The organism is Pleurocapsa sp. PCC 7319, assembly GCF_000332195.1.
Classification (GTDB): domain Bacteria; phylum Cyanobacteriota; class Cyanobacteriia; order Cyanobacteriales; family Xenococcaceae; genus Waterburya.
Map to the genome: position 1 here is coordinate 2468421 of NZ_KB235922.1, position 24795 is coordinate 2493215.

Here is a 24795-nt window from a genome sequence, read left to right on the forward strand (position 1 = left end):
TGCTAAATTTCTGTATTTTCCAGAGATTATCTAAATGTATGAATTACTGCACTCGTTTAATGAACTACTCATCCTAAGCTTCGCTTAGAACGAGTTTCTGACGCTTCTTACGTGGTTCGACAAGCTGGGGAAACCCCAGGGTCGCCCACGCTCTTCTTCGCCCCAAGTTGCCTCATGCTTCCGCAATTGGTAGAGCTTGACGACTCTGCGTCTTGAAGGAGGTTAGTTCCTAGCCCCCGTGCATAATTAAGCATTACCTGAGCTGCTGCTACATCTCGATCTAAAGGTTCGATACCACAATCACAGGTATGGATGCGCTCACTCAAATCTTTTTTTCGTCTAGCATTGCAACTAGGACAGGTTTGAGATGGTGCTAACTTTTTAGTAGGCACTTCGATATAAATACCACCAACCTCGGTTACTTTATACTTAATTAAGCTTTTTAGATTACCGATACCAACATCTAGAAGATTACGGTTAAGACCAGATTTTTGTCTTTTCCTTTTGCTACCTCTTTTAGCTTTCTTGGTTAAGTTTTTTAAGTTTAATTTCTCAGTGGCGATGAAGCTATTACTGCGTACAATGTCTAACGCCACTTTATGCTGCCAGTCTTGCCTTTGTCTTGCTACCTTAGCTTGTACCTTAGATACTGCCTTATTAGCTTTCTTCCAACGACGAGAAGCTTTAATTCGTTTCTTAAAATTCGGTGCTTTTTTTCTTCTCCCTTTTTTAGCTAGTTGATTGACCTTTTCCTGAGCCTGTTTGATAAACCGAGGGCGATCAACAATGTTACCTTCCGAATCAGCCACAGCATGATAAGAACCAAAGTCTAAGCCGACAGCACCCGTTCCTGTCTGTGCTTTGACTGGTACACATTTAACAGTTATGGAGGCGTACCACTTACCTTATATTTTCTAAGTGTTGAAATAGTAACTCCACCGCAGCTTGCGAGAAAATAACTGCTATTCCAAACGACTTTCTTTTGATAGTATGTTTTCTCCAATTCTGGTAAAAATTCCTGTCTCAATTTACGACTAGATACGCTTTTGAGACTATTGACTAGCTTGCTCAATTGAACCTCTGGGTGATATTGGAAAAGCAAATGTGCGTGCTCGCTTTCGGCGTTGAACTCGACCACCTTGCAGTCGAACTTATCTAACAAAGATTCAAATACCTGATGAAGTCTATCTATCATTGGTGCAGTTAATACTTTATGCCTGTACTTGGTAGTCAAAACTAAGTGAGCTTTTAAATCAGATACGGAGCGTCCTCTTGATACGAAATCTTTCTTCATAAATAGTTCGGAACGACTATGATATTATCAGTGTATCAAATTAACTGACTCCAATATTGATTTATAACTACCAGTATCGATTGTATCTAACTACAGAACAGAAGCTCGTCCTTAATGACTGGCTTCGGATTTGTCGTTATTGGTACAATCGACAGCTGGGGGAAAGATTTGATTGGTGGAAGAGAAATCGCAGCTACACTGATAGCTGTCCTTTGGTATGCCATTTACCCCAGTTAAAAGAAAAGCCTGAGTTTTACGGACAAAAAAAGCAGCTACCTATAATCAAACAAGACTTGGTAACTGTGGGCTGGAGTGGCGAATTACTAGACTTTAACTCCGTTCCCTCGCAGACGCTTCAGGAGGTTTGCACTAGAGTCAAGTTGGCGATGGAGCGATATATAGCTGGCGATGCGAAGGGTAAGCGTTCGGGAAAACCGAGAATTAAAAATACCGCCAGATACAGATCGATGGTGTTTGAGGGAGCGAAGCTACACTCTTGTTCTGTCGGTGCAAAATGGTTATATGTTTCCCTGCCTAAGATTGGTCCAATTAAAGTCAGGCATCATCGTCCATTACCAGATGGAGCAAAACTCAAGTCTGTACAGGTAATAAAGAAAGTAGATGGTTGGTATGTTAACCTTCGTCTAGAAGACATCTCTGTTCCTAATTTCCAAGCAGATATTGTTCCTACCTGGGATAATTCTTTGGGAATGGATGCAGTTCTGCATGAAAATGATTATCTGGCTACTTCTGAAGGAGTCAAACTACCAAGTCTCAAGTCTTTTCGCCAATCCCAGCACAAGCTAGCCAAAGTCTCAGGACGTAAATCCAATAGAAGTGTGGGTAGTAAACCCCGACGCCAACTAGCCAAGCGTGAGGCCAAGATACATCAGCGCATAGCAAGAGCTAGGAAAGACCATGCTTATAAGACTGCCCATAAACTGATGGCTACTGGTAAAAAAGTTTTCTTCCATGAAAAACTCAATCTAGCTGGGTTGAGCACAAGAAACAAACCCAAGCAAGATTCCAAAGGCAAATACTTGCCTAATGGTCAATCTGCTAAATCTGGGCTGAATAAATCTTGGTCGGATGCTGCCTTCGGTCAGTTTTTCAACATTATGAAGTACATAGGCGAAAAAACTGGTGCTTCAGTTGTCGCAGTAAATCCCGCGTATACCTCAATGATATTGCCTTACAAAGACGAGTTTGTCTTTACCGATGTCAGTATCAGAAAGTATTGGGATGAAGAATTAAAGCTCTGGGTTGACCGAGATATTGCTTCTTCGGTTAACGTGAAGAGGGTTGGGCTGGATGTGTTCCCAACCATAAAACGGCGTAGAGGAAATCCAGTAGTTATCTCATCTACTACTAATAGTACCTCCAAGCTAGTTCTCTCTTCCCTACGGGGTCTGGAGAAGCCTACATCCGTATGCGAAGCATCGGTGTAGGTACATCACTAAAGAAATGAGTTATAGGATTTACGCACTAAGCACTTGTAGCCTTCTGTTCCCTGTTCCCTGTTCCCTGTTCCCTGTTCCCTGTTCCCTGTTCCCGACTCCGAACTTCTAACTCATTATGATTTTAAAGTGATATCATTTTAATATCAAAAAAGTGTTTGATTTTGCTATCATTGCCATATTATTTTTGATGAAAATCCTATGAATCAGATTCGTGAAATCCAATCCTGGAGCTTAAATGGTTTTTTTGTTCTTCCGGCGATCGCCCTAGGGTTTCTTTACAGTGGCTTTTCGTTCTTGCAATCTATTTCCTTTGCCAATAATGAAATAGTCAAGCCTTTCTTGTTCGGTATTGGCGTAACTATCTTTCTTTTGGCTTTTGCTTTAAGTACTGGTTTATTTATCGTTCAACCCAACCAAGCTCAGGTATTAATTCTCTTGGGTAATTATATTGGTAGTGTTCGCAAACCTGGATTTTACTGGACTTTACCTTGGATTGTGGAACGGAAAAAGGTTTCTTTACGAGTACGTAACTTTAACAGCGACTATATCAAGGTGAATGATGCTCAAGGTAGTCCAATTGAGATCGGAGCTGTAATTGTCTGGCGTGTTGTTGATTCGGCTAAAGCGGTGTTTGATGTTGAAGATTTTCAAAAATTTGTCGCTATTCAAAGTGAAACAGCAATTCGGGCTTTAGCCAATCGTTATCCTTATGATATTTACGAAGAGGATGTTATATCTCTGAGAAGTAACCCAGATGATATGGCAAATGCACTAAAAATAGAAACACAACAGAGGTTAGAAGTGGCGGGAGTTGAAGTAATTGACGCTAGACTTACTCACTTAGCTTATGCTCCTGAAATTGCCCAGGCAATGTTACGTCGTCAACAAGCTGCTGCAGTGATTGCAGCTAAAGAGCGAATTGTTGAAGGGGCTATGGGAATGGTTGAAATGGCTTTAATTCGTCTGAGCGAAAAACAAGTTGTGGAACTAGACGAAGAACGCAAAGCTGCAATGGTCAATAATCTTCTAGTGGCGATCGTTTCTGAAGGTGCTACTCAACCAATTATCAATACAGGCACTTTGTATACATAAGTGACGAAAATCAGTGAGCAAAAAACGATTTCTATTGAGATTAGATCCTAAATTGTACGCAGTCATAGAAAAATGGGCTGCTGACGATCTACGTAGTGTTAATGCTCAGATTGAATATTTGTTAACTAAAGCGACGCGACAAGCAGGACGGATAAAAACAAAAACTGATGATTCCGAACAGAACAAAGAACCTAAGTAAATAATCCCACTTAATTCAACTCTTGATGTTTGATACCAGAAAGAATCTCCTGTCTAACTGCACCTAGAAGAACTACTCGACCATCAGCAATTAAATCGCGAAGTTTATTTACTAATAAGCAACTGAATATCCAGTATCTGCCCATACCCATTAACGGGAATTTGTCCACGCAGTTGGTAATCCGGTTCCAACACCAATACTTCGCTGTCCACATCTTTTCTGTTGTTACGCTCCGACAGCCCGGAACTCCCAACATAAATTGCACTTTGCCCTATTGTGACACCACGCGTAAACCCGACCAACGCTACTTTTTCCCCTTTTGTGTTGATGATCGAATGGTTGTTCGAATCACACACCCACATGTTTTCCTCGTCATCAAACCAGACATTATGTGCATAATTGCCGAGGGTTATCCGGTGTAAAAACTCCTTCGTATCGATGTCGAAACAATAGACCTCGCTTTCTCCAAAATTATGAGCGAGGACATACGCCTTATTATTCTTAATAGTGATGGAATTGAAGTGATTGATATCGCTGTCCACTTTTCCTTCACTTTGTAATGGGTACCAGACTTCCCAAGAACTGAAGTCATAGATATAGATAGCGTTTAATATCGTGCAGGTAAGCCAAAGCTTCCCTTCATGGTAAATGCCCTGATGAAAGTCTGTTATGGCATGAGGTGGATAGAACTCGTCCAACAGATTCAACGACAGGTCATACTCAAGAATTTTACTATACTCTTTGCTTCGCTCATCTTGAGAAAGATTACTATAACTGCCATTAGAACGGAGAGAGGGGGATTCGAACCCCCGTCAGGTATGACCCTGAAATAGTTTTCGAGACTACCGCATTCAACCACTCTGCCATCTCTCCAAGTTAGCGCAAAGCTACAAGTTATTTTACTGAGATTCAGCAAAAAATGGCTAATAATATTTACTAAAAAATATAATTGCTTTGGGAAAGTTCCTGGTTGGTCTCAAATCCATGTTTGGGTGTCCAGGTAATTGCACCATCTTTTTTAAGGTCGTAAAACTTAGTTTTTCCTATATTCTGTGAAGTGACTTTTTTAGGCGGAGCAGAAGAGATTATTATTTGTGGTTGTGATTGTAACCAAGCTGTAGCAAATTTTGAACTTACAAGAACAACTGGTTTTTGATTTAACAGGCTTTGTTCAATGTATTGCTCAATTTGTTTAGTATCTCGTTTCATTTGACTTAAGATGAGCCAAGTTTCGGTTGCAGTTTCCAGTTTCAATAATGATAATTCACTATCAAAAGATATTTGGCACGATTTTGTAGCAATTGCTTGGTTTAAGTCTTGAATAACGGTTTTTTTGCTAATTGGTGTAAATTGATGTTCTAAGTTAGGGTTTAGTATAAAATGCTTGATCGTAAGGCGATCGCTGATTGGCAACCAGTCAGATTCAGAATGGGATTTTTGATTCAAATCAATCGCGTAATCTAGCCGATTAATACCTTGTTGGGTTAGAAATGGCAACAAGCTATATTTAACAGTTTTTGAATTGCCACTATTAATTAAAATTACTTTACCTCGATCTTGAATTACTATAATTGGTTCTGGTTGTGCAGCGAGGATAGTAACCTGAGTTAAATTAAAGTGCTGATAACCTCTGGGGACAACAATCAAAGTCAAGATGCATAAAAATACTAGTAACCATTGGTTACGCCACCGGTCATGTAACCAAACCAATAAAAATAATCCATAAATGATCAACAATGCACCCAAAGATATTTGCCCTACAGCCCAAGTGCTACCTGGTAAATTAGTGAAGAAATGAATGATGGTAATCAATAATTTTGTGGGATAAAGCAGTAACCAAGCGATCGCACTGCCGATAAGGGGAAAGATCAGAGCGGCGATCGCACTAATCATTCCGCCTAAGCTGATGATGATAATCAAAGGAGTACAGCAAATATTAACTAGGATGCTGTAGGTGGCTACGGAATTAAATGCGTATCCTAACAATGGCAATACCCAAACGGAAGCTGCCAAGGGAACTGCAACTAAAGTAGCAATAGTAGGTGGTAGCCAATCTAATTTGGTTTGTAATCCTGGTAGGGTGACAATCAAGCCAAAAGTTGCCAAAAAACTGAGTTGAAAACCCAGATCGCCAATCAACAAAGGATTAAATAATAAAATGATGGTAGCAGCTAACAAAAGTGAACCCAAAGGCTTAACTTTGGTATTCATAGCCAAAGCCAGCAAAACAGCAACACCCATTAAACAAGCACGAAATACAGAAGCTTGAATGCCTGTTAACCCCAGATAAATTAATAAAGTACCGATACCGATAACTAATCGCGGTTTGATAGTGAAACGATTTGTCAGTTTTAAAATAATTCCTAGCAGCAAAGAAACATGGAAGCCCGATGCAGCCAACACATGAGCTAAACCAGCTTCAATAAAGCGATCGCGAATATCTGAAGGTAAGTCCACTGCTTTGCGACCCAATACCATAGAACTAACCAACTGTCCCAGAGGACTGCCCAAACCTTGTATATGACTGCGCACGATACGTCTTCTTAGTTTCCACCATCCCCATGGAGGTTCAGTATGACGCTCGAAAATGACTTCTAATCCTTGTAATCCGGCAAATATTCCTTGGCGGGCAAGATACGCCTGAAAATCAAAGCCACCAGGATTACTGGCAGCTTGAGGTAAATATAATATTCCCTTGAGTTTTAGATTTTCCCCTGGATAAATTCCTGTTCCTTGCAGTAATGGTACTGTAACGTATAACTTCCCGGATACTTGTTCTTGATTATCAATTTCCGTGGCTTCTAGCCAAAACTTAAGACGTTGATTGTTGTTTAACCTCGGTTCAGTCAATACTCTTCCTGTTACAGTAACCAACTCGCTTTCAGAGGCAATAACTTGATAACTAATATCGTTATTGCTGGGCCGAGGAATACGTAACTGAAAATAGACCACTGCCATGATTGCAATTATGGCTGCACTCGCCCAAACTTGATAGGAGATTCTTAAGAGCTTGTGTAGTGCGATCGCCTGAACAAAAGCTAATCCAATTAATCCTAAAGCGATTATCAAGAAATGTGTTTTGCTAAATCCAGAACTAGAGAAAGCAAAGAGATTAGTGGATAATAATCCGACGATGTATGCCAAACACAAAATTATCCAATTGTTGCGTGCCATGGAAAACTTAAGTTAAGACAACGCATCCCAGTAAAACATATCAATCAAACTCTGGCACTAATGAACTAATCGATATCTTCAACAATTGACAATGTGGTAGATTAGCACAAGTAACCAGAAAAAATTGTCGGTTTTAATGAGGAACAGTCATTAAACGTAAGGGGGAAAGTTCAGTGAAAATCTGACACTGTCCCGCAGCTGTGAAGAGTTTACTTGATTTAAGCTCTGTAGTCAGAATGCCCACCGATATTACAAATACTAGTTTTCATCCTAAATCTGCGAGGTACAGATTGTGTTAATTCTCAATTACAGCAACCAGCTTTTATTTTCTCTACAAATTCCTGTTTTTCTTAAGCATTTACAAGTAGTAATAAATCACAATAATTTGCTCTAAAAATTATTAATTTTTTATTTAATAATCTCTTGCCAAGGATTGAACTATAATTCTTGCGCTTGTGAATAACTATTTAGCTGATTGATGCTTTCATTCGGTATATCTAATGATTATGTATTGAAGATAGCGATGAGTTTATGTGTTAATTTATCGAAAATTTTGGCTATTATGAACAAAAATACGGCGATCGCAAAGTTCCCCCTAAGATTAATCGCTACTGGTTTAGTTGCCAGTTTCTTATCAAGTATCAGCATCCTGATTATTGCATCTCCTACCCTAGCTCACCATCCCAATGGAGGTAACGTTCCCAGTACTTTTGCTGAAGGATTTCTGTCTGGTTTAGGTCATCCTGTCATTGGCATCGATCATTTGGTATTTGTAATTGCCATTGGTTTATTAGCTGCCTTGAGTAACAAATTGGGTCTAATAATCCCGATGGTTTTTGCTCTTGCTACTGCTCTGGGTACAGGAATTCATTTGCAGAGTGTTGATTTGCCCCTGCCAGAATTAGTTATTTCCGCTTCAGTGCTGGTCATGGGTATCTTTTTAGCCAAAGAAAATAAAACTAATTTAGCTTTATTAACTGTGATTGGAGCGATCGCCGGTATTTTTCATGGTTATGCCTATGGCGAATCCATTATCGGAGCAGAAACTATTGCTTTAGGAGCATATTTATTAGGCTTTTGTCTAATTCAACTTGGCATTAGTGCGATCGCTTTTTATCTTGGTAAATTGCTGCTCAAAAAACCTGCTTTCTCCTCCCATCTACCCCTTCGTTTTGCTGGATTTACTATCTGTGGTGTTGGTTTTGCCTTTCTATCTAATGCAATTTTAGGCTAATTATTTAAATTTAGAATTTAACTTGAGAATTTTCAGTATGCACAAAATACCCGTAACCGTAATTTCAGGCTTTCTCGGCGCAGGAAAAACCACCCTAGTGCGTCATCTATTACAAAATAATCAAGGCAGACGGATCGCAGTTTTGGTTAATGAGTTTGGTGAGGTTGGTATTGACGGTGATCTATTACGCTCCTGCCAAATTTGCGATCGGGAGGAAAATCCTGATGACAACATTGTAGAACTAACCAATGGTTGTTTATGCTGCACTGTTCAGGAAGAGTTTTATCCGACTATGCAAGAATTGCTTAAACGTCGAGATAAAATTGACTGTCTTGTGATTGAAACTTCTGGGTTGGCTTTACCTAAGCCTTTAATTCAAGCTTTTCGTTGGCCGGCAATTCGCAATAGTGCCACTGTAGATGGAGTAGTGACTGTAGTTGACTGTCATGCCCTAGCAACGGGGAACTTGGTCGGAGATCTTGATGCTATAGAATCTCAAAGACAGGCAGATCCTAACCTAGAACACGAAACCCCCATTGAAGAGTTATTTGAAGATCAGTTAGCCTGTGCCGATATGGTGTTGCTAACTAAAACTGATTTAGTTACTCCTGACAAACTTAAGACAATTAAAACCTGGTTGAAACAAGAACTAAAGCCTGAAGTCAAGATAGTTACTATAAGTCAAGGAGAAATTGACCCTAACCTATTATTGGGATTTAACGCTGCCGTTGAAGATCATTTAGATAGTCGTCATTCTCATCACGATCATGAAGCAGAACATGAACATGACGACGATATTAATTCCATCGAGCTTACTCTAGAACAAGCTTTTGACCCTCAATCATTAATCGAACAACTAAAACAGTTATTACAAAAACAAGAAATCTATCGTGTAAAAGGCTTTGTTAATGTGCCAACTAAACCGATGCGTTTGGTATTACAGGGAGTGGGGAACCGTTTTGATACTTTTTATGATCGCCTGTGGACTGTAGACGAACCCCGACAAACTCGTTTAGTCTTTATTGGTCGTAACCTGGATCATAATTTGATCAAGCAAACCGTTTCAAATCATAAAGTATTAATTTGATACCCGCTAACAACAGGTGTCCACTTCATAATTCGTCAAGGTCTCATAGTATTTACTGAGTAATCTTAGCTACAATTAAGATCGAATACGATTACCTAATGTATTCTTGCGTAGCTCATAATATCTCAAAAATTACTATGAAGAGAAGATCTCTAGCTGTCTTAATGGCTGGATTGAGCGTTGCTATCGGCAGCGCGATCGCCAATCCAGCAACAGCACAAACTCAAAAGAACAATACTTACTATTGTGCTCAACTTAATAGTGGTTGGCATACCTTTGTTAATACACCGAGGGGAAGAGTTAACCTAATTAAATGGGAAAATGAGTTTTCTGACGGATGGACTGCAACAAAAAGATGCGCTGCGGTTTCCCAGCGTTTTCAAAATTATCTCGAGCAAGGTAACTTGAAATTTATTCGTACAGGTAATATCAATAAACAACCCGTATTATGCGTTGCCAATGTTCGCGGTGGTAGTTGTCCCACTGAAAACGTTTTAATTACCCTGAAGCCAGGAACCGATCCCGAACAAGTGCTAATAAAACTAGTGGATTTTCGTCGTAGTGTCAGTGGGCAAACCTTGACCTTGAGTGCCGACGATCCTGGTTTCTACTCCGATGGAGAGTTTTATGTTGATATGGAAAAATTCCTCGAATCAGTACCAGTAGATAATTAGTAATATAGATAAGGAAATCATCACCAATACAAAACTAGGGAATGAAATGGTTACCCAGTAAAAGATCACAAAACAATCGCTTTGGGAGCGGCTCTTTTAATAAATATATCTCGACCTCAACATCCCAGATAACAAAGCTAGTACTCTGTTTTATCGGCACTGGGATGTTTTTGTCTGGAGACGTTTCTCAATTTAAAACTAAGACTTTTGCTTCGATTTCTCCCCAGGGTTTATCTCAAAAGATCAATAATATTGCTGCTGATATCAGCGTCAAGGTATTGGGAGAAGATTTTTTGGGTTCTGGTTTCATTGTGAAACAGCAAGCTCAAAATTATTTGGTTATTACTAACCAACATGTTTTAAGAGCAGGACAAGCCCCCTTCACTATTCAAACCCCTGATGGGCAAACTCACACAGCAGAAATTGTTTTTGATCCGTTTGTTAATCAGGATGAATACGATTTAGCGATATTAAAGTTTCAGACTGATATTATCTATCCCACTGCCAAAATTGGTAGGTCTCTATATCTAGAGGTGGGGGAACCAATTTTTGCAGCTGGTTTTCCCTCTGTTGAAGTAAATCCAGATGCACAGTTGCCTTCTTCAGTTATTTTTGAACAATTAGACAGTAATTCTTCACATGAGTTGGCGGTCAAGCAAGGTAGAGTCGCCATTATTTTAAATCAGGCTTTGGAAGATGGCTACCAAATAGGATATACCAACGATGTCAAAAAAGGTATGAGTGGTGGTCCATTGTTTAATAGTCGTGGAGAAGTAGTGGGAGTAAACGGTAAACACGCTTACCCCCTATGGGAATCTCCGGAGCTTTATCAAGATGGTTCTCAACCTTGTCCTGCTCTACAGGAGCTAATTACCCGCACTAGCCTAGCTATTCCCATCGAAAAAAGTATTGAATTAACACCACTGTTAGAATCTCTGCGATCGCCATCTAATGTCGAACTTTTCCGGGAATCTAATCTGATATCCGAAAATCCCGAACTAATAACCAAGATGCAAGCTGAAGCCGAAGCAATAACTCAAAGTTGTGAAAATATGGTCGATAAGTCCTTTCGCGGTGGCCCTGCCAATCGCCGAGCCTGGACGGATTTCAATCGCACTCAGCGCGGCAACCAAGCCAATCGATAAGAAAATCAATTATTTGTAGGCAGTATAGATGAAAATACATCAGTCACATTGATTAACTATCATTTTGTCTGGTGTCCTAGAAGACGAAGAAAAGTGTTGCGAGGTTTAATCGAACAGTCGTATTTAATGAAATAAATGCTTAGACTGGAGGAAATCTATTCTTTGTTTTAACAAACAAGCTATTTTCTGCATTTGTTCTTCCTCATCCGTGAGTTTTCTATTCACATCAGTAGGGAGTTGAGATTTCACTCGTTTGATAGGTTGTAAGACATCAGACGAGTTTTCTATCAGCAGTTCAAGACTATTTACTTCTTTATGTAGATCGTCAAGATGCTGTTGGAGAGCTTCATTGCCCTGCGAGAGCAAAAATCCAATCTCTACAAGCTTATTCAACCCTGTTCCGGGATAATGTTGCACAACTCTTTTGAATAGTTGCTGTATCTCCGGATTAAATCCTAATACTTTATCCATGATTCAAATACTCCTCAAATACTTCTCAAATACTCCGGTGTTTTTACCAACTTGTTATTTCGAACTATAAACGAACTATCTGATAATCTGAAGTTCCCAGTTGGTTAATCGTATGTGTCACACATTTTCTAATCACTTCGCTAACATCTACCTCTAACATCTCAGCTATTTTTTTTACTCTATCGTGGTCGCCAGCAGCCAATCTAACCCCGCTACTAACTTGTTTAACACCTCGTATAAAGTATCGTCTACTCTCACACCCACATTTTTTTAAAAAAATTATCAATAAAGAAAAAACCTAATCTGCAAAATCGTCCAGCAGACTAGGTGAAAAACTAAATGTTTTCTTTAGTCAGAGAGGCTAAGGATTTGACGAACACCTCTGGGAGTAGATGATTATTAATACTCCGCCAGATGAGTTATTAGCAAGTGTGGGATTTAAATTCGACCAGAACTATCAGGTGAAAAATCTCTTTCTCGCTCAATTCCTTTGGTCTCTAAAATGAGATCGTTTAAACTGTTAATGTGAATGCCAATCTTACTACCAGCCTTTTGCAACTCGTTTTGAAAAGCTAGGATATTATTTCCATAGCCACATTGTTGTGTAGTAGTAGATAAGCCTAATTTGGCATTGGCTTGAGCACAGTCAAGTAATTCGATTCCATGAAGTGGTTTAGGTGATGTCATCTTGTATTTTCAGTGATAACTAAAAGGCGTTCAAGCCTAGTCAAGTCAGTTTAGAGTTTTGAGCGATTAATTGACAGCTGCCATGGTAGTTGGCATCGGAGGTTGTATTTGGTCTCCAGAACGGGAGCGATAAAACTCTGCTAATTTTTGTTCGTACTGGCATAAATCCCGTTTGATTTCGTCAAAAATAGCTACTGTCAGGGGATCGGTAAGTTGCTGACACAAATGGTAAGTGTCAATTACTCCTGTTTGAATATCGCCCAAAGCACGACGCAGAATTGACAATTCATCGCTTGACTGTAACCAGCTATGTAAGGCAGCATAGGCTTCGCTACCTATTGCTTGCCAAGTGACTTGTTCGTTAAAAGCATTATTGAGCCGAGTTTCTAGCAATTTAACGTGATGTTGTTTAGTGATGCTAATTTCTTTTAAGATATAGCGTAGGTCTTCATTTCTAGCCCGATAGCTATATTGTTTGAAAGCTTCTAGAGTATAGCGTTCGCCTACTATTGCTGTATTCAGGGCATTAACAATTTCTCTTCTGCTCGAACCACCCCAATCTTCGGCTAATTTCCACCAATCAAAAGTGCTATGACTGTGATCGGTAGGAGTTTTCTCTTTAATCTCTAGTTTGAGATATCTCATCAGGCTATTAGTCAAAATGGCTACATCACTGGGTCGTCTTGCTGTAATTAAATTGCCATCCACGACCACAGGACCTCCGATATAATTGGCTCCCGCATTCTGAATATCTTTACACAGCGAATCTAAACCAGTAACTCTCTTCCTTTGTAATTCATCTGTGTCGATGAGAACTTGTATGCCATAACCAATTACAGCGATCGCTTTTTCTTGAGCCATTGCTTCTTTAATCAGATTAACGGCAAAGGGATTAGCTCTAATATGTCCTACAGGAATTAAGAACCCGTCAAAGTCTTCAGCTCGAACTTCAGTAGCGGTATCGTCTGGTTTATAAGAAACTTTACCCCGTTTACCATGATATTCTTCATTCATCCGAGAACCAATTATGCAAACTTTAGCTCCTGCTTTCTGAAGTGCTTGGTAAGGAACTTGCAACAAGAAATCTTCAAACTGATTCTCAATCAGAATCGCCACGCGTTTAGGATTAGTTTGATTTGTAGATACCATCTCATTTACCTGCTGAAATCTGCTGTTGATTTTTTTGACCAGCCCAGAGTAAATTTAAACAACTACTTAACTTACTGCTTTATGACCCAATCTGAGCTGTTCGGCTCGTTGTTCGACATCAGTTGCGAGCAAGATGCTAGTTTTATGACTGAGGCTACTGATGCAATTTGTTAGACAACTCCATCTTCAAGTTAGAGAAAAACCTTGAGGAACTTGTGAGACAATTCTCAAAATTCAAAATTTGTTTCTTGAATAAAAACAATGAAAGCATATCTTAAACTACATCTACTTTGAGGGTGAGAGAGGGAAATATATTCTAGTTTTGAGAACTTTCAAAAAAGTAATTGTTTAGTCAACTAAGTAAATGATTAAACAAATTGGTGCATTGCAGTGACTAGTGACATCCTCCCAACACTGAATTATTTTATCGCTTTCGCTCTAAAATTATTACAGTGTGGGCTTCCATTATCGCTAATGGATCTTGCTCCCCTATTATCCAAAGATAGGTTGCGCCACTTATCTACTATATGCGATAGCGATAGTTGAGAATCATCTGACTATTCTACCACTATCTCTTAGCAATGGTAAACCTGTCCCACTGCGCCGCTCAGTTCGCTTTCATGAGGGGCTGTCGCCTGTGGTTTCCCAGGCGTTTATAAGCTCCGTCCCAACGCTAAGTGCTATATGCGAAGCGGTATACCATATGCGAAGCGGTATCCTTTAGGACAAGGGCACAATGTCCCTTTAGGGACATCCTTGGCACTATAGTGTGGGACTTTCCCCTCACAGGTGTTAATTGACTTATAGCAATAAGAACTTTTATTTGGACACTCATTACTCGTTACTCGTTACTCGTTACTCATTACTTACGAGCAATCAAATAAACTTGTCCTAACGTAACTTTGTACGGCTATATGTAGCATCAACTCAGTAATGCTGACATAGTGAACTAACAAGCTAATCACAAATAACAAATCCTCACAGCTTCTTCAAACTGTTGACCTATGCTCAAAATGTAACAACATAGGTTATTAGCTTCAACAACGGAAGGTGAGTCTCATGGCAGCCGTTAAAACCATTGCTAGAAAACAGCACAAACACATTAAACGAAAAGATAGATTTAATCGTCACCTAGATTTAGGAACTCCTCAAGTACCTCTTAGTAAACCAAAATGCCAAAAAAGGCATGAATTACTGAGCGACTGGTCAGATGCTTCTTAAATTTATTGAATTTAGGAGAGACTATGCAAATACCTTTACAAATTACCTACCGTGGTTTTCCTCCTTCAGAAGCGATTGCAGCGAAGATTCGTCAACAGGTCGAAAAGTTACATCAATTTTCAGACCGCATTACTAGCTGTCAAGTTATGGTGGAGGCACCCCATCAACATCATCGTCAAGGTAATATCTATCACGTGCGAATTAATCTAACTTTACCTGGAAAAGAGTTGGTAATCGCTCGAAATTCATCCCAAAACCATGCTCATGAAGATCTTTATGTAGCGATTCGTGATGCTTTTGCCGCCGCACAACGTCAACTAAAACACTACGCTGCTGTTCAAAAATCGTGAAAATATTACTAGACCAGATATGAAGCCTTCTAAAGTTTATATCACGATCGCCTTTTTGTTGTTATTACTAGGATTTTCTGTATCCACCACCCTAGTCCATCTACTTACAGAAGTCTGGTGGTTTAATAGCGTTGGTTTTACTCAGGTTTTGTGGACACGGCTAACTTGGCAAATTCTGATTTGGGTTTTTACCTTTGTTGTCTACGCTTTGTTTTTGTGGGGTAACTATTGGCTAGCAATGCGTGGTCAGCCTCCAAACTACTTACGTTTGCTTGTCAATGGTAGCTGGAATGCAGAAAGTAGAAGGGTTATAAATTATGCTGTGTTAATTTTAATTAGTTTCGTAGCATTGGTGGCAGCTACTGCCAGCATTGATGCCTGGGAAATAGTCTTAAAGTATCTGCATCCTTCTTCTTTCGGCAGTAGTGAGCCAATCTTCGGCAAAGACATTAGTTTTTATGTTTTTCGACTACCACTTTATGAGGGTATTCATTACTGGTTGTGGGGGTTGATTGTCTTGGCAGTGATTGTGTCAGTTCTAGCCTATGGTTTCAATGGGTCGCTCAAATCGGATCGCTTCACCCGAACTGGAATTAGAATCAGTCAGTTTGCCCAAGTTCATTTGAGTTTACTCTCAGCAGCGATCGCTCTCTTGGTTGCCTGGGGTTTTTGGTTAGCTCGTTATCAGTTGCTTTACTCAACTAGCGGAGTAGTTTTCGGTGCTGGTTATACGGATGTTCATGCCAAACTCTTAGCTTACCAATTGTTGAGAATTTTAGCCGTATTGATCGCAGTCTTCTTGATTGTTTCCACCAAGCAACGGAAACTCACCTTACCCTTGAGTGGTATCGGTCTATTTTTTGTTTCTTTATTGTTGATTAATCATCTCTATCCCTGGTTTATTGAGCAATTAATTGTTAATCCCAATGAATTAGCTAAAGAAACACCTTATATCGAACACAATATCAAATTTACCCAGGCTGCTTACCACCTAGATGATGTGCAGCGTCAGAATTATGCTGCTGAAGCTCAACTCGATCGTCAGACTTTAGCCCGTAATCAATCTACAATTGATAACATTCGTCTTTGGGATTACCGTCCCTTACTCAGTACCTATCAGCAACTTCAGGAAATCCGCCTCTATTACAAATTTAGGGATGTTGATGTAGACCGCTATCATCTCAACGGAGACTATCAACAGGTTATGCTTTCAGCCAGAGAACTGGATTTTAATAGTGTTCCCCAGGAAGCTCAAACTTGGGTCAATCAACGGCTAAAGTATACCCACGGTTACGGTTTGGTGATGAGTCCAGTCAATCGGTTTACTGCTGATGGTTTGCCCGAACTTTACCTGAAAAATATTCCTCCTGTCTCCACTGTAGATTTAAAGATTAACCAGCCTGCAATCTACTATGGAGAAGAAACCAATAACTATATCTTCACAGGCACTACTACTCCTGAATTTGATTACCCCCTTGGCGATGCCAATGCTTTTACTCACTATGATGGCCAAGGTGGTATACCTCTATCCTCTATTTGGCATAGATTAGCCTATGCTTTCGACCGACGTAGTCTGCAAATTTTAATCTCCAATTACTTTACTAATCAGTCTCGGATTCATTATTATCGACAGATTCAAACACGAGTAAAACACATCGCACCGTTTTTACGCTTCGACCATGATCCTTATCTGACAGTTATTAATGGTAGATTGCAGTGGATTATCGATACTTATACAAGTAGCGATCGCTATCCTTATTCGGAGCCAGTTGGAGTCACGGAAATTCTCCCCAGAAGCAGTCGGGTTAACTATATACGTAACTCGGTGAAAGTAATGGTTGATGCCTATGATGGCACACTACAGTTTTTTGTCGTCGATGAAGAAGATCCCGTTCTCGCCACCTATCGCCAAATCTTTCCCAGCCTCTTTATTCCCCGCAAAGCAACTCCCCCCGAAGTTAAAGCTCATTTTCGTTACCCTCAGGATCTATTTAAACTCCAAGCACAGATGTATCTCTCTTATCACATGAGCGATCCAGAAGTATTCTACAATCGCGAAGATTTATGGAATTTTCCGCGACAAATCTATGAAGGGAATGAGGTGGCTGTAGAGCCATATTATCTAATGGTGAAACTTCCAGGGGAGAAACAGATCGGATTTATTCTTATTGAGCCTTTTACCCCGGCTAAAAAAGATAATGCGATCGCCTGGATGGCAGCTCGTTCAAATGGAAAAGACTACGGCAAGCTACTGCTATATACTTTTCCCAAACAAAAATTGGTTTATGGACCAAGACAAATTGAGGCGAGAATCGATCAAACACCACAAATTTCGCAGCAGTTTACCCTATGGAGTCAGGCAGGTTCCAAAGTAATTCGAGGAGACTTGTTAGTCATTCCCATTGAGCAGTCTTTACTCTACATTGAACCAGTTTATCTGCGAGCAGAACAGGGCGAATTACCAGAACTCAAGCGTGTGATTGTTGCTTATGACAAAGCAGTAGTCATGGAGAAAAATCTCGAACAATCTTTGGCCAATATTTTTGGAGCCAGGCAAGTCGAGAAGCCAATCGCCAGTCCCATAACTAACCGAGATCTAATCTCAATCAAATCGGCTTGGGAAACTTATCAACAAGCACAGCAAGCATTGCGTCAAGGAAATTGGAGTGAGTATGGACGTTATCAGCAAGAATTAGGCGAGCTGCTACAGCAATTGAATCAGAATCGTCACCCTTGAATTTTGACCATAACTAAGTCAGAACGGTCATCTAAATTATGAGGTGAAAATCATCTATGTTGAGCATATTTCCAGCAGTAATGAGTCACGGTTATGCTTGTTCGACCTAATGATGATGCTGCTGCACCCGATGAAGATCCCAGCACCGATTCTTTGATGGAGTTTACAAAGCTGACTCTAAATAATGGAGAGTCTTAGAATATACGTTAGTCTCATTGCTAGAATTCAAATCTTGCCAAATGGCTTACCATACTTACTCCAATTTTCCTTATTAAACGGAGACTGCCAACGTAAAATCAATTCTCGTTCCAGTTTCAATCTGGCAGTGCGATTTGCTGGGGTGTCATACCAAAAAGCACTACATACTTTGACATCCAAGTCATATTTACGATGTAATTCAATGTAATTGCTAATATAGTCACGGCAATCATGAACTCCAGTCCATCTATCCTTGGCAGTTTGCATTGTTTCTCCGACGTATAGCAGTAAAGGTAAAGTGTTGTCGATGATGAAATAGATACAAATGCGATCGCCATGCTCCTGCATACGGTAGAACTGAGACGAATGTAGCTTTAGTTCAAAAGGGTTAATTGTATCGCTGTCACAGTGACTTTTAGGTGCATCAAACAAGCTGGTTTGCTTCGGTGGTTCAGTTTTTAAGATGCGTTGCTGATAGTTAAATATTCTGGATTTCCACTTGAGTAAAGCCTCTTTAGGCATCAGTTTTTTAGGTTGCTCTACTCGGTAAGGGGTGCTAGCTTCAAATAACTTTAGTTGTTTAGTCACGCTTGTTGTTCTAAATCGACTGCCAAAATAGATAGGGTAGCATGGGTTGGTCGGAGTTTGGAGTTCGGAGTTCGGAGTTCGGAGTTCGGAGTTCGGAGTTCGGAGTTCGGAGTTCGGAGTTATAGGTTAGTTCGGAAGGATTATAATAATCGGGAAAGTAATTGATAAATTAGGCGAAAAAATGCTGTAACTGCGATCGCTCCCGCCGCAGACATGGTAGCAATTATTAAAACAGATTGAATGCCTAAAGTGCCTTGTAAGACTGGAACCATAGCGATGATTGCTGAGGTGATAACCGCAAAAATTACAAAATCAATTTTTTCGATCAGGCGACGGGTTTGAGCAAAAATCAATCCTCCCATGGTCATGCCAAAGATACCTAAACTGAGACCTGAAACAGTCAATAAACTAGTTAAACTGATATAAAGTAATGCTCCCTCAAAGCCTGTAAAAGCTGCACTACTAAGAACTTCCACTAGAGAAAAACGAGGTTTTCTTGATTTTATAGGAGCTGGGGGTTTAGAGGGAGTAGGCAAATTTTGGGGAGCGACTGGAGAAGAACCAGATTTAGGAGCAGAAATGGCAGGATTCGAGGCAGCAGAAGATGGGGGAGAAGTATTTGGAGATTGATTAATCTGTAAGGCTGCAAGAGCCTCTGTAGCCGATTGGAAACGTTGAGCGGGGGGTTCCTGTAACATCTTATTTAAAATAGCTACCAGACGATCGCTAGTTTGGGGAGCATAACTGTGCCAATTCCAACTGTGATGAAAGGAGTCATAAAGTTCTTCTGTATCCTTTCCCGTCAAGAGATTAATACAGGTAACGGCTAGAGCGTAGATATCTGTCGAGGGGTATACTTGGGAACCAGACATTTGTTCGGGTGGAGCAAAACCCATAGAATAGATTCCCGTAGATTTTTTCTGATTGCTGCCACCTGCTGCAACTTGTTTTACTGCACCAAAATCTAAGAGATATAAAACTCCTTGTTTACTCCGCATGATGTTAGAGGGTTTAATATCTCGGTGTATAGAATTATTTTCATGGACAAACTGCAATACTTTGAGAATTTCAGTCAAAATTTCTCGCACTTCAGCTTCTGTAAACTTCCCTTTCGTCTCTAACTCCGTTTCTAGATCCTGCCCATCGATAAATTCTTGGGCTAAATAAAAATACTGTTCTTCTCCAGTGCGACTGCGATTGGGAACAATTGGCGTAAAAAAAGCGTATAAATCAGGAATTTGTGGATGTTTATGTCCTAATTCCTCTAGGACCTCGGCTTCTCTTTGAAATAATTTTTGCGCAATTGCCAATTCATGAGCATCAAGATTACCTGAGGGTTGAAATTGCTTGACTACACATAACGGCATCTTGGGCTTATAGCGATCGCGTGATAAAAAAGCGGCCCCAAAACCCCCTTGACCAAGCAACTTGAAAGGAATATAACGATCTGCTAACAATAGAGGCATCCCACAAGTAGTACAGTATCTTTGCTGTATACTTCTGATTCTGGCTTCATGGTCAAGATCGCCAAAAACATTAAGAGGATTAGCACAACCTGGACGAGTACAAATAATTTCCATACAATCTCAGCAGCAGTTATGAGCTTATTGTACTTTTGTCATTTTTGAATCGTCCAAATTTTATCTGATCTCTAGAGGGTTTTTATAGAGAGTGTCAATCGCTTTAAATTCTTCTTTAGTAGAAAACTTAGGTAAAATTTCTTTACTAAATGCCTCAGCCGCTTTAGAACAATAGCGATTAGGATTAACAATCACCGCCAAAGTTCGTCCTATTCTGACATCTTGGATTTTGGCTTGGTGCAAAATTCCCATTTCTAACTCTTTTTCGATCGCCGTTGTGGAAACAAAAGCCGATCCCAAGCCAGACTGTACCGCATTTTTAATTGCTTCGATAGAATTTAGTTCCATCTCAATTTTCAGCCGCCTAGGATCGATTTCGTAACGGGTCAATACCTGATCGATCACTTTGCGAATTGTAGATTGAGAGTCTAGAGTTATAAAATTTAATTTATATAAATCTTCTTTTTGGATCGCTGTTTCTTGAGCCAAGACATGAGTAGGAGGCAAAATCAGAGCTAATTCATCGTCAGCATAGGGAATAATATTCAATACTTCATGTAGCTCGGTGGGAACTTCTCCGCCAATAATTGCTAAATCTACCTGTCCGTTGGCCACAGCCCAAGAAGTACGACGGGTAGAATGAACCTGAAGCTGTACCGAAACATCAGAATACTTTTCACGAAATAGACCAATCATCCGAGGAATCAAATATGTTCCCGTAGTTTGAGATGCGCCAACAATTAAAGTACCACCCTGGAGATTTTGTAAATCTTCGATCGCTCGACAGGTTTCTTGGCACAGAGAAATCACCCGTTCTCCATAACTGAGTAATAAGTGTCCTGCCTCTGTTAACTGCGCTCTACGTCCACCGCGATCAAATAAAGGCACATTTAACTGCTTTTCTAAATTTTGTACTTGCAGACTTACAGCAGGTTGAGAAACATAGAGACTATCAGCTGCTCGTTTAAAGCTGCCCTCAGTGGAGATTGCCTTAAGTATGCGGAGTTGATCCAAAGTAAAAGGAATATCAGACATAAAATTCCAGTAACAGTTTTATTAAATTAGTTAGCTATCAGCGTGTTATTTAAACGTATTATTAATAGTGCTTAATCTTTAATAATTTTCGTGACCTTTATTTGCACAGTAACATGATTGGGAGTGTAATTAACTTTTAATTATTGCTACTATCAAAATTGATTAATAATACCTATATGATAATCTCTATGATTAATGTCGGCTGGCTAACAAATAGCCATTTTATAATTCTGGCTTTATTGCTGGGATTTGCGATCGCTCATAGTGGTTTAGCAGCCTTACGCCCCTGGGCAGAAACCAAGATTGGGGCTAGACTTTACCGCGTTATTTTTGCCTTGGTAAGTATTCCTTTTGCTACTATTCTCATTATCTATTTCTTTAATCATCGCTATGATGGGGTGCAATTATGGCAGGTTCAGGGAATACAAGGGGTTAAACCTTTAGTTTGGATTTTATCGGCTGTTTCCTTTTTGTTTCTTTACCCGGCGACATTTAACTTACTAGAAATTGCTGCCGTTCAAAAACCCCAGGTACATTTGTTTGAGACCGGCATTATTCGTATTAGCCGCCATCCCCAAATGGTAGGGCAAGTAATTTGGTGTATTGCTCATACTCTCTGGTTGGGTACAACATTTACACTAGTAACATCTTTGGGATTAATTGCTCATCATTTATTTGCAGTGTGGCACGGCGATCGCCGTTTAGCCAATAGATATGGTGAAGCCTTCGCCAAAGTTAAAGCTCGCACATCTGTAATTCCTTTCGTAGCAATTGTAGATGGTCGTCAAACCCTTAAGTGGCAGGAATTTCTACGTCCTGCTTACGTGGGGGTAGGTGCCTTTGTAATGATATTGTGGTGGGGACATCCCTGGTTAATGCAAGTAACTGCTAAGGCATACTGGTAAATTTATCTAGGTAGATCTTTCAAGCTGATCCTAATTAGATGTAGCATAACTTCAAGTATCTAAAATTAATCTAAAAAACATTTTTAATTTTATGCGCTCCGTAGTTAATGAAACAAATTTTCAGCGAGAGGTTTTAGAAGAATCTCGACCAGTTTTGGTACATTTTTGGACTCCTTGGTGTGGCTTATGTAAACTCATTAATCCCATGTTAGAGACAATGCAGGGAAACAAGGATGAACTAATAAAAGTAGTTTCTATTAACGCTGACGAAAATTTCAAATTAGCTAATTCTTATCGTCTGAAAAACTTGCCCACAATTATGCTGTTCAACAATGGCAAATTATTAGAAAAGTTAGATAACTTCAACAGCCGCGAACGACTTCGTATTGCACTAGAAAAGATCATGAACAAACCTTTTTTTAGTCAATAATCTAGAATTTAAATTTTGCTCATTCGGCTATTGAGTAGCGCGATCGCCAAAGGGTGTAACTGTAACCTAAAAGAAAAGGTAGCCATAGTAGCCAAGTTTCGGTATCAGTGAGATTCCAATGATGATCGCCTAAAGCCTGACGATAGGGTAAAACAAAATAAACAAATGCCGAGAGGCTAACTAAACGTATCCCCCAGTTTTTAGTCCCGACAGCAAAAGGAATAATCCAGGTAAAATACCAGCCGTGAATTATGGGGGAGATAGTTAATAAAGAGGAAAAGAAACCAACAGTAAATTGTTGCCAATTGCGAGCTTTCCACAACAGAAATAAGGTGGCTAGCCCCAAAGGTAGAGCAAAAATACTATTGGTTTTGGTTGAAGGATGCCATACTTTTGCTAGTAAATGAGGCAAGAATTCAGCGCTTCGCCCGTGACTGACGAAGGTAGAACTAGTAGGAATTAGAGAACAAGAATCAACATTACAGAATGCCAATGCAGTCAAACACAAAGGTAAAGTACCGCAGATAGAGATAATAATTGCCGTTTGAAAATTAATTTTGCGTTCAGATCTCCAGCTTAAAAACCCTAAGATTGGTAAGGAAATCCATTTTACCGCGACACTGATACCAACTAATAAAGCACTGACTAGTAATTTCCAGTATTGTTTATCTTTCTGCTCCCAATATACCCAACCAGCAACCAAGGGCAGAATAAACCAACTATCATAATGTCCCCCTCCGGCAAAAGAATATATGATCAGTGGATTCCAAGCGTAGAGGCTAGTTTGTACATAACTAAATTTTCTCGTAAGTAGCCAACAAGTTAATAAATCGGCGATCGCAAAACTACTTTTGAATAACAGAACACTAGGGGAAATAGCCGCCAAACCCCGAAAACCAAATTGAGTAATGGGTGGGTAAATCGCCGATACAGCAGGATGATTAATTTGTGACCACCATTCGGTACGATAGGGAATTAATTCCGCCGCTTTGGGGGCAAGCTCATAAGGACTAAAGCCCTGGGTTTGAATGTAACCTTCCCAAAGATACCGCCAAATATCATCTCCTGGATACATGGGTAACAAAATCAATCTGGTAGCGATCGCCACTAACCAAAACCACCATACTGCCAGAGATTTTAGCCCCCAAGAACAGACAAACCCCAAACCCATTACGGCGATACCATAACTAAAGCTAATTACTGTTTCTGGCTGTCGAAAATCTCCATTGGGAGCAGTCATTACTGAACCGATCAGTAAGCAGAAAACACTTAACCACAAGAAAACCTTCTCTTTGTCCCCTGTTTCCTTTTCCCTTTTCCCTTTTCCCTTATTTTTTTCTCTGCTTTTCTTTTTAGACCAATAGAGTTTTCCCAAAGTACTCAATATAATTATTCCGGCTTGAATACTGCCAGAGATAGTGCCGGAAATCTTCGATTTTCCTCCCTGTCGGGGAAAATAGTTCACTGGAGTCTCACAGATTTTCAAACCTTCCTCAACTGCTCGCACCTGCATTTCTACCGTCCAGCCAAAACCCCGATCCTGCATTTTAATCTGTTCTAATGCCGATCTGCGAATTAGTCGTAAGGGTCCCAAATCGTGATATCGATATCCCCAACCAAGATTAATTAACCAACTTGCTAAACTATTTCCAAAATGCTGTACAGGAGTCATTACCGCTTTTCCAGTTGCGGTGGCACGGCGATCGCCTAAAATCAAGTCATATTGCTTACGTAAGTCTAAAAAATGGGGTATGCAGCTTAAATCATCACTGCCATCACCATCACAAAACAAAATCCAGTCAATCTCATCAGAAATATTTTGTAATCCTCGCCAACAAGCTTGTCCATAACCGACAACAGACTCAAATAAAACCTCAGCACCAGCTTCCTTTGCTATTATTGAACTGCGGTCTTGACTGTCATTATCCACCACCCGAATTTTAGTCAAACCTAAGGCTTGTAAATCTCTAATTACAACAGCAATTGTTGCTTCTTCGTTACGGACGGGTATGATAACTAAAACCTTATTCAAAGAAGTATCAGCAACTTGACTAATGGATTTAGGGCACATTTTAAAATCAGAAG

At 39.9% G+C, this 24795-nt stretch carries 23 protein-coding genes, 1 tRNA gene and 1 riboswitch; of the genes, 12 read left to right on the plus strand and 12 right to left on the minus strand.

Annotated elements, in window-relative coordinates:
* Positions 1 to 107 precede the first annotated feature (107 nt).
* Positions 108 to 887 (minus strand): RNA-guided endonuclease TnpB family protein, encoded by a 780-nt coding sequence (locus PLEUR7319_RS35480; RefSeq protein WP_083892482.1) that lies wholly within the window; start codon positions 885 to 887, stop codon positions 108 to 110.
* Positions 884 to 1294 carry an IS200/IS605 family transposase gene (tnpA, locus tag PLEUR7319_RS0115125; protein WP_026102536.1) on the minus strand — a complete coding sequence of 137 codons (411 nt, stop codon included), beginning with the start codon at positions 1292 to 1294 and terminating at the stop codon, positions 884 to 886. Before tnpA ends, PLEUR7319_RS35480 begins: the two co-directional genes overlap by 4 nt.
* Before the next feature lie 56 nt (positions 1295 to 1350).
* On the opposite strand from tnpA, the gene PLEUR7319_RS0115130 reads away from it, so the two are divergent.
* The 3 genes from PLEUR7319_RS0115130 to PLEUR7319_RS0115140 all read left to right on the plus strand — a co-directional run bounded on the left by PLEUR7319_RS0115130 (position 1351) and on the right by PLEUR7319_RS0115140 (position 4045).
* Entirely contained in the window at positions 1351 to 2742 is a 1392-nt protein-coding gene (locus tag PLEUR7319_RS0115130; RefSeq protein WP_019506072.1) for an RNA-guided endonuclease TnpB family protein, read from the plus strand.
* A 210-nt stretch (positions 2743 to 2952) separates the two neighbouring features.
* Positions 2953 to 3846, plus strand: a complete 894-nt coding sequence (locus PLEUR7319_RS0115135) for an SPFH domain-containing protein (RefSeq protein WP_019506073.1) — start codon at positions 2953 to 2955, stop codon at positions 3844 to 3846.
* 13 nt (positions 3847 to 3859) lie between these two features.
* A complete protein-coding gene (locus tag PLEUR7319_RS0115140; RefSeq protein ID WP_026102537.1) occupies positions 3860 to 4045 on the plus strand; it encodes a hypothetical protein in 186 nt (61 codons plus the stop codon).
* A gap of 104 nt (positions 4046 to 4149) precedes the next feature.
* Here PLEUR7319_RS0115140 and PLEUR7319_RS41645 read toward each other — a convergent pair whose 3' ends face one another.
* The 3 genes from PLEUR7319_RS41645 to PLEUR7319_RS0115155 all read right to left on the minus strand — a co-directional run bounded on the left by PLEUR7319_RS41645 (position 4150) and on the right by PLEUR7319_RS0115155 (position 7219).
* Entirely contained in the window at positions 4150 to 4752 is a 603-nt protein-coding gene (locus PLEUR7319_RS41645) for a hypothetical protein (RefSeq protein WP_026102538.1), read from the minus strand.
* Between the two features lie 79 nt (positions 4753 to 4831).
* Positions 4832 to 4918 (minus strand) — tRNA-Ser (locus tag PLEUR7319_RS0115150).
* Positions 4919 to 4981: 63 nt separating this feature from the next.
* Entirely contained in the window at positions 4982 to 7219 is a 2238-nt protein-coding gene (locus PLEUR7319_RS0115155) for a ComEC/Rec2 family competence protein (RefSeq protein ID WP_019506075.1), read from the minus strand.
* A 111-nt stretch (positions 7220 to 7330) separates the two neighbouring features.
* Positions 7331 to 7482: riboswitch (cobalamin riboswitch) on the plus strand.
* Between the two features lie 299 nt (positions 7483 to 7781).
* Here PLEUR7319_RS0115155 and PLEUR7319_RS0115160 point away from each other — a divergent pair.
* From PLEUR7319_RS0115160 to PLEUR7319_RS35485, 4 genes are all read left to right on the plus strand, one after another.
* Positions 7782 to 8453 carry a HupE/UreJ family protein gene (locus PLEUR7319_RS0115160; RefSeq protein ID WP_026102539.1) on the plus strand — a complete coding sequence of 224 codons (672 nt, stop codon included), beginning with the start codon at positions 7782 to 7784 and terminating at the stop codon, positions 8451 to 8453.
* Between the two features lie 37 nt (positions 8454 to 8490).
* On the plus strand, positions 8491 to 9540 hold the full coding sequence (gene cobW / locus PLEUR7319_RS0115165; protein WP_019506077.1) for a cobalamin biosynthesis protein CobW: 1050 nt from the start codon (positions 8491 to 8493) through the stop codon (positions 9538 to 9540).
* 137 nt (positions 9541 to 9677) lie between these two features.
* Positions 9678 to 10214, plus strand: coding sequence for a COP23 domain-containing protein (locus tag PLEUR7319_RS0115170; protein WP_026102540.1), 537 nt, complete (start codon positions 9678 to 9680; stop codon positions 10212 to 10214).
* 41 nt (positions 10215 to 10255) lie between these two features.
* The gene (locus PLEUR7319_RS35485; protein WP_083892483.1) at positions 10256 to 11359 is read left to right on the plus strand and encodes a serine protease; all 1104 of its coding nucleotides are present in this window, start codon (positions 10256 to 10258) and stop codon (positions 11357 to 11359) included.
* Positions 11360 to 11482: 123 nt separating this feature from the next.
* Here the strand turns inward: PLEUR7319_RS35485 and PLEUR7319_RS0115180 are convergent, their stop codons facing one another.
* The 3 genes from PLEUR7319_RS0115180 to PLEUR7319_RS0115190 form a co-directional block, all read right to left on the minus strand.
* Positions 11483 to 11830 carry a hypothetical protein gene (locus PLEUR7319_RS0115180; protein WP_019506080.1) on the minus strand — a complete coding sequence of 116 codons (348 nt, stop codon included), beginning with the start codon at positions 11828 to 11830 and terminating at the stop codon, positions 11483 to 11485.
* Between the two features lie 438 nt (positions 11831 to 12268).
* Positions 12269 to 12517 carry a hypothetical protein gene (locus tag PLEUR7319_RS0115185; RefSeq protein WP_019506081.1) on the minus strand — a complete coding sequence of 83 codons (249 nt, stop codon included), beginning with the start codon at positions 12515 to 12517 and terminating at the stop codon, positions 12269 to 12271.
* Between the two features lie 66 nt (positions 12518 to 12583).
* Positions 12584 to 13666, minus strand: coding sequence for a DJ-1/PfpI family protein (locus PLEUR7319_RS0115190; RefSeq protein WP_019506082.1), 1083 nt, complete (start codon positions 13664 to 13666; stop codon positions 12584 to 12586).
* A 1059-nt stretch (positions 13667 to 14725) separates the two neighbouring features.
* Here PLEUR7319_RS0115190 and PLEUR7319_RS41650 point away from each other — a divergent pair.
* From PLEUR7319_RS41650 to PLEUR7319_RS0115205, 3 genes are read left to right on the plus strand one after another with little or no spacing between them, the layout of a single operon-like run.
* Positions 14726 to 14887 (plus strand): hypothetical protein, encoded by a 162-nt coding sequence (locus tag PLEUR7319_RS41650; protein ID WP_019506083.1) that lies wholly within the window; start codon positions 14726 to 14728, stop codon positions 14885 to 14887.
* A gap of 23 nt (positions 14888 to 14910) precedes the next feature.
* Positions 14911 to 15237, plus strand: coding sequence for an HPF/RaiA family ribosome-associated protein (locus tag PLEUR7319_RS0115200; protein WP_019506084.1), 327 nt, complete (start codon positions 14911 to 14913; stop codon positions 15235 to 15237).
* A gap of 19 nt (positions 15238 to 15256) precedes the next feature.
* Positions 15257 to 17974 carry a UPF0182 family protein gene (locus tag PLEUR7319_RS0115205; protein WP_019506085.1) on the plus strand — a complete coding sequence of 906 codons (2718 nt, stop codon included), beginning with the start codon at positions 15257 to 15259 and terminating at the stop codon, positions 17972 to 17974.
* 225 nt (positions 17975 to 18199) lie between these two features.
* On the opposite strand, the gene PLEUR7319_RS0115215 is transcribed toward PLEUR7319_RS0115205, so the two are convergent.
* The 3 genes from PLEUR7319_RS0115215 to PLEUR7319_RS0115225 all read right to left on the minus strand — a co-directional run bounded on the left by PLEUR7319_RS0115215 (position 18200) and on the right by PLEUR7319_RS0115225 (position 21375).
* Positions 18200 to 18760, minus strand: a complete 561-nt coding sequence (locus PLEUR7319_RS0115215) for a hypothetical protein (RefSeq protein WP_019506087.1) — start codon at positions 18758 to 18760, stop codon at positions 18200 to 18202.
* A gap of 140 nt (positions 18761 to 18900) precedes the next feature.
* On the minus strand, positions 18901 to 20340 hold the full coding sequence (locus tag PLEUR7319_RS0115220) for a serine/threonine-protein kinase (protein ID WP_019506088.1): 1440 nt from the start codon (positions 20338 to 20340) through the stop codon (positions 18901 to 18903).
* A 60-nt stretch (positions 20341 to 20400) separates the two neighbouring features.
* Positions 20401 to 21375, minus strand: coding sequence for a LysR family transcriptional regulator (locus tag PLEUR7319_RS0115225; RefSeq protein ID WP_019506089.1), 975 nt, complete (start codon positions 21373 to 21375; stop codon positions 20401 to 20403).
* A gap of 188 nt (positions 21376 to 21563) precedes the next feature.
* Between PLEUR7319_RS0115225 and PLEUR7319_RS0115230 the strand changes: the two genes are divergently transcribed.
* Entirely contained in the window at positions 21564 to 22280 is a 717-nt protein-coding gene (locus PLEUR7319_RS0115230; protein WP_019506090.1) for an NnrU family protein, read from the plus strand.
* A 91-nt stretch (positions 22281 to 22371) separates the two neighbouring features.
* The gene (locus PLEUR7319_RS0115235; RefSeq protein WP_019506091.1) at positions 22372 to 22710 is read left to right on the plus strand and encodes a co-chaperone YbbN; all 339 of its coding nucleotides are present in this window, start codon (positions 22372 to 22374) and stop codon (positions 22708 to 22710) included.
* A gap of 19 nt (positions 22711 to 22729) precedes the next feature.
* Here PLEUR7319_RS0115235 and PLEUR7319_RS0115240 read toward each other — a convergent pair whose 3' ends face one another.
* On the minus strand, positions 22730 to 24781 hold the full coding sequence (locus tag PLEUR7319_RS0115240; protein ID WP_019506092.1) for a glycosyltransferase family 2 protein: 2052 nt from the start codon (positions 24779 to 24781) through the stop codon (positions 22730 to 22732).
* Positions 24782 to 24795 lie beyond the last annotated feature (14 nt).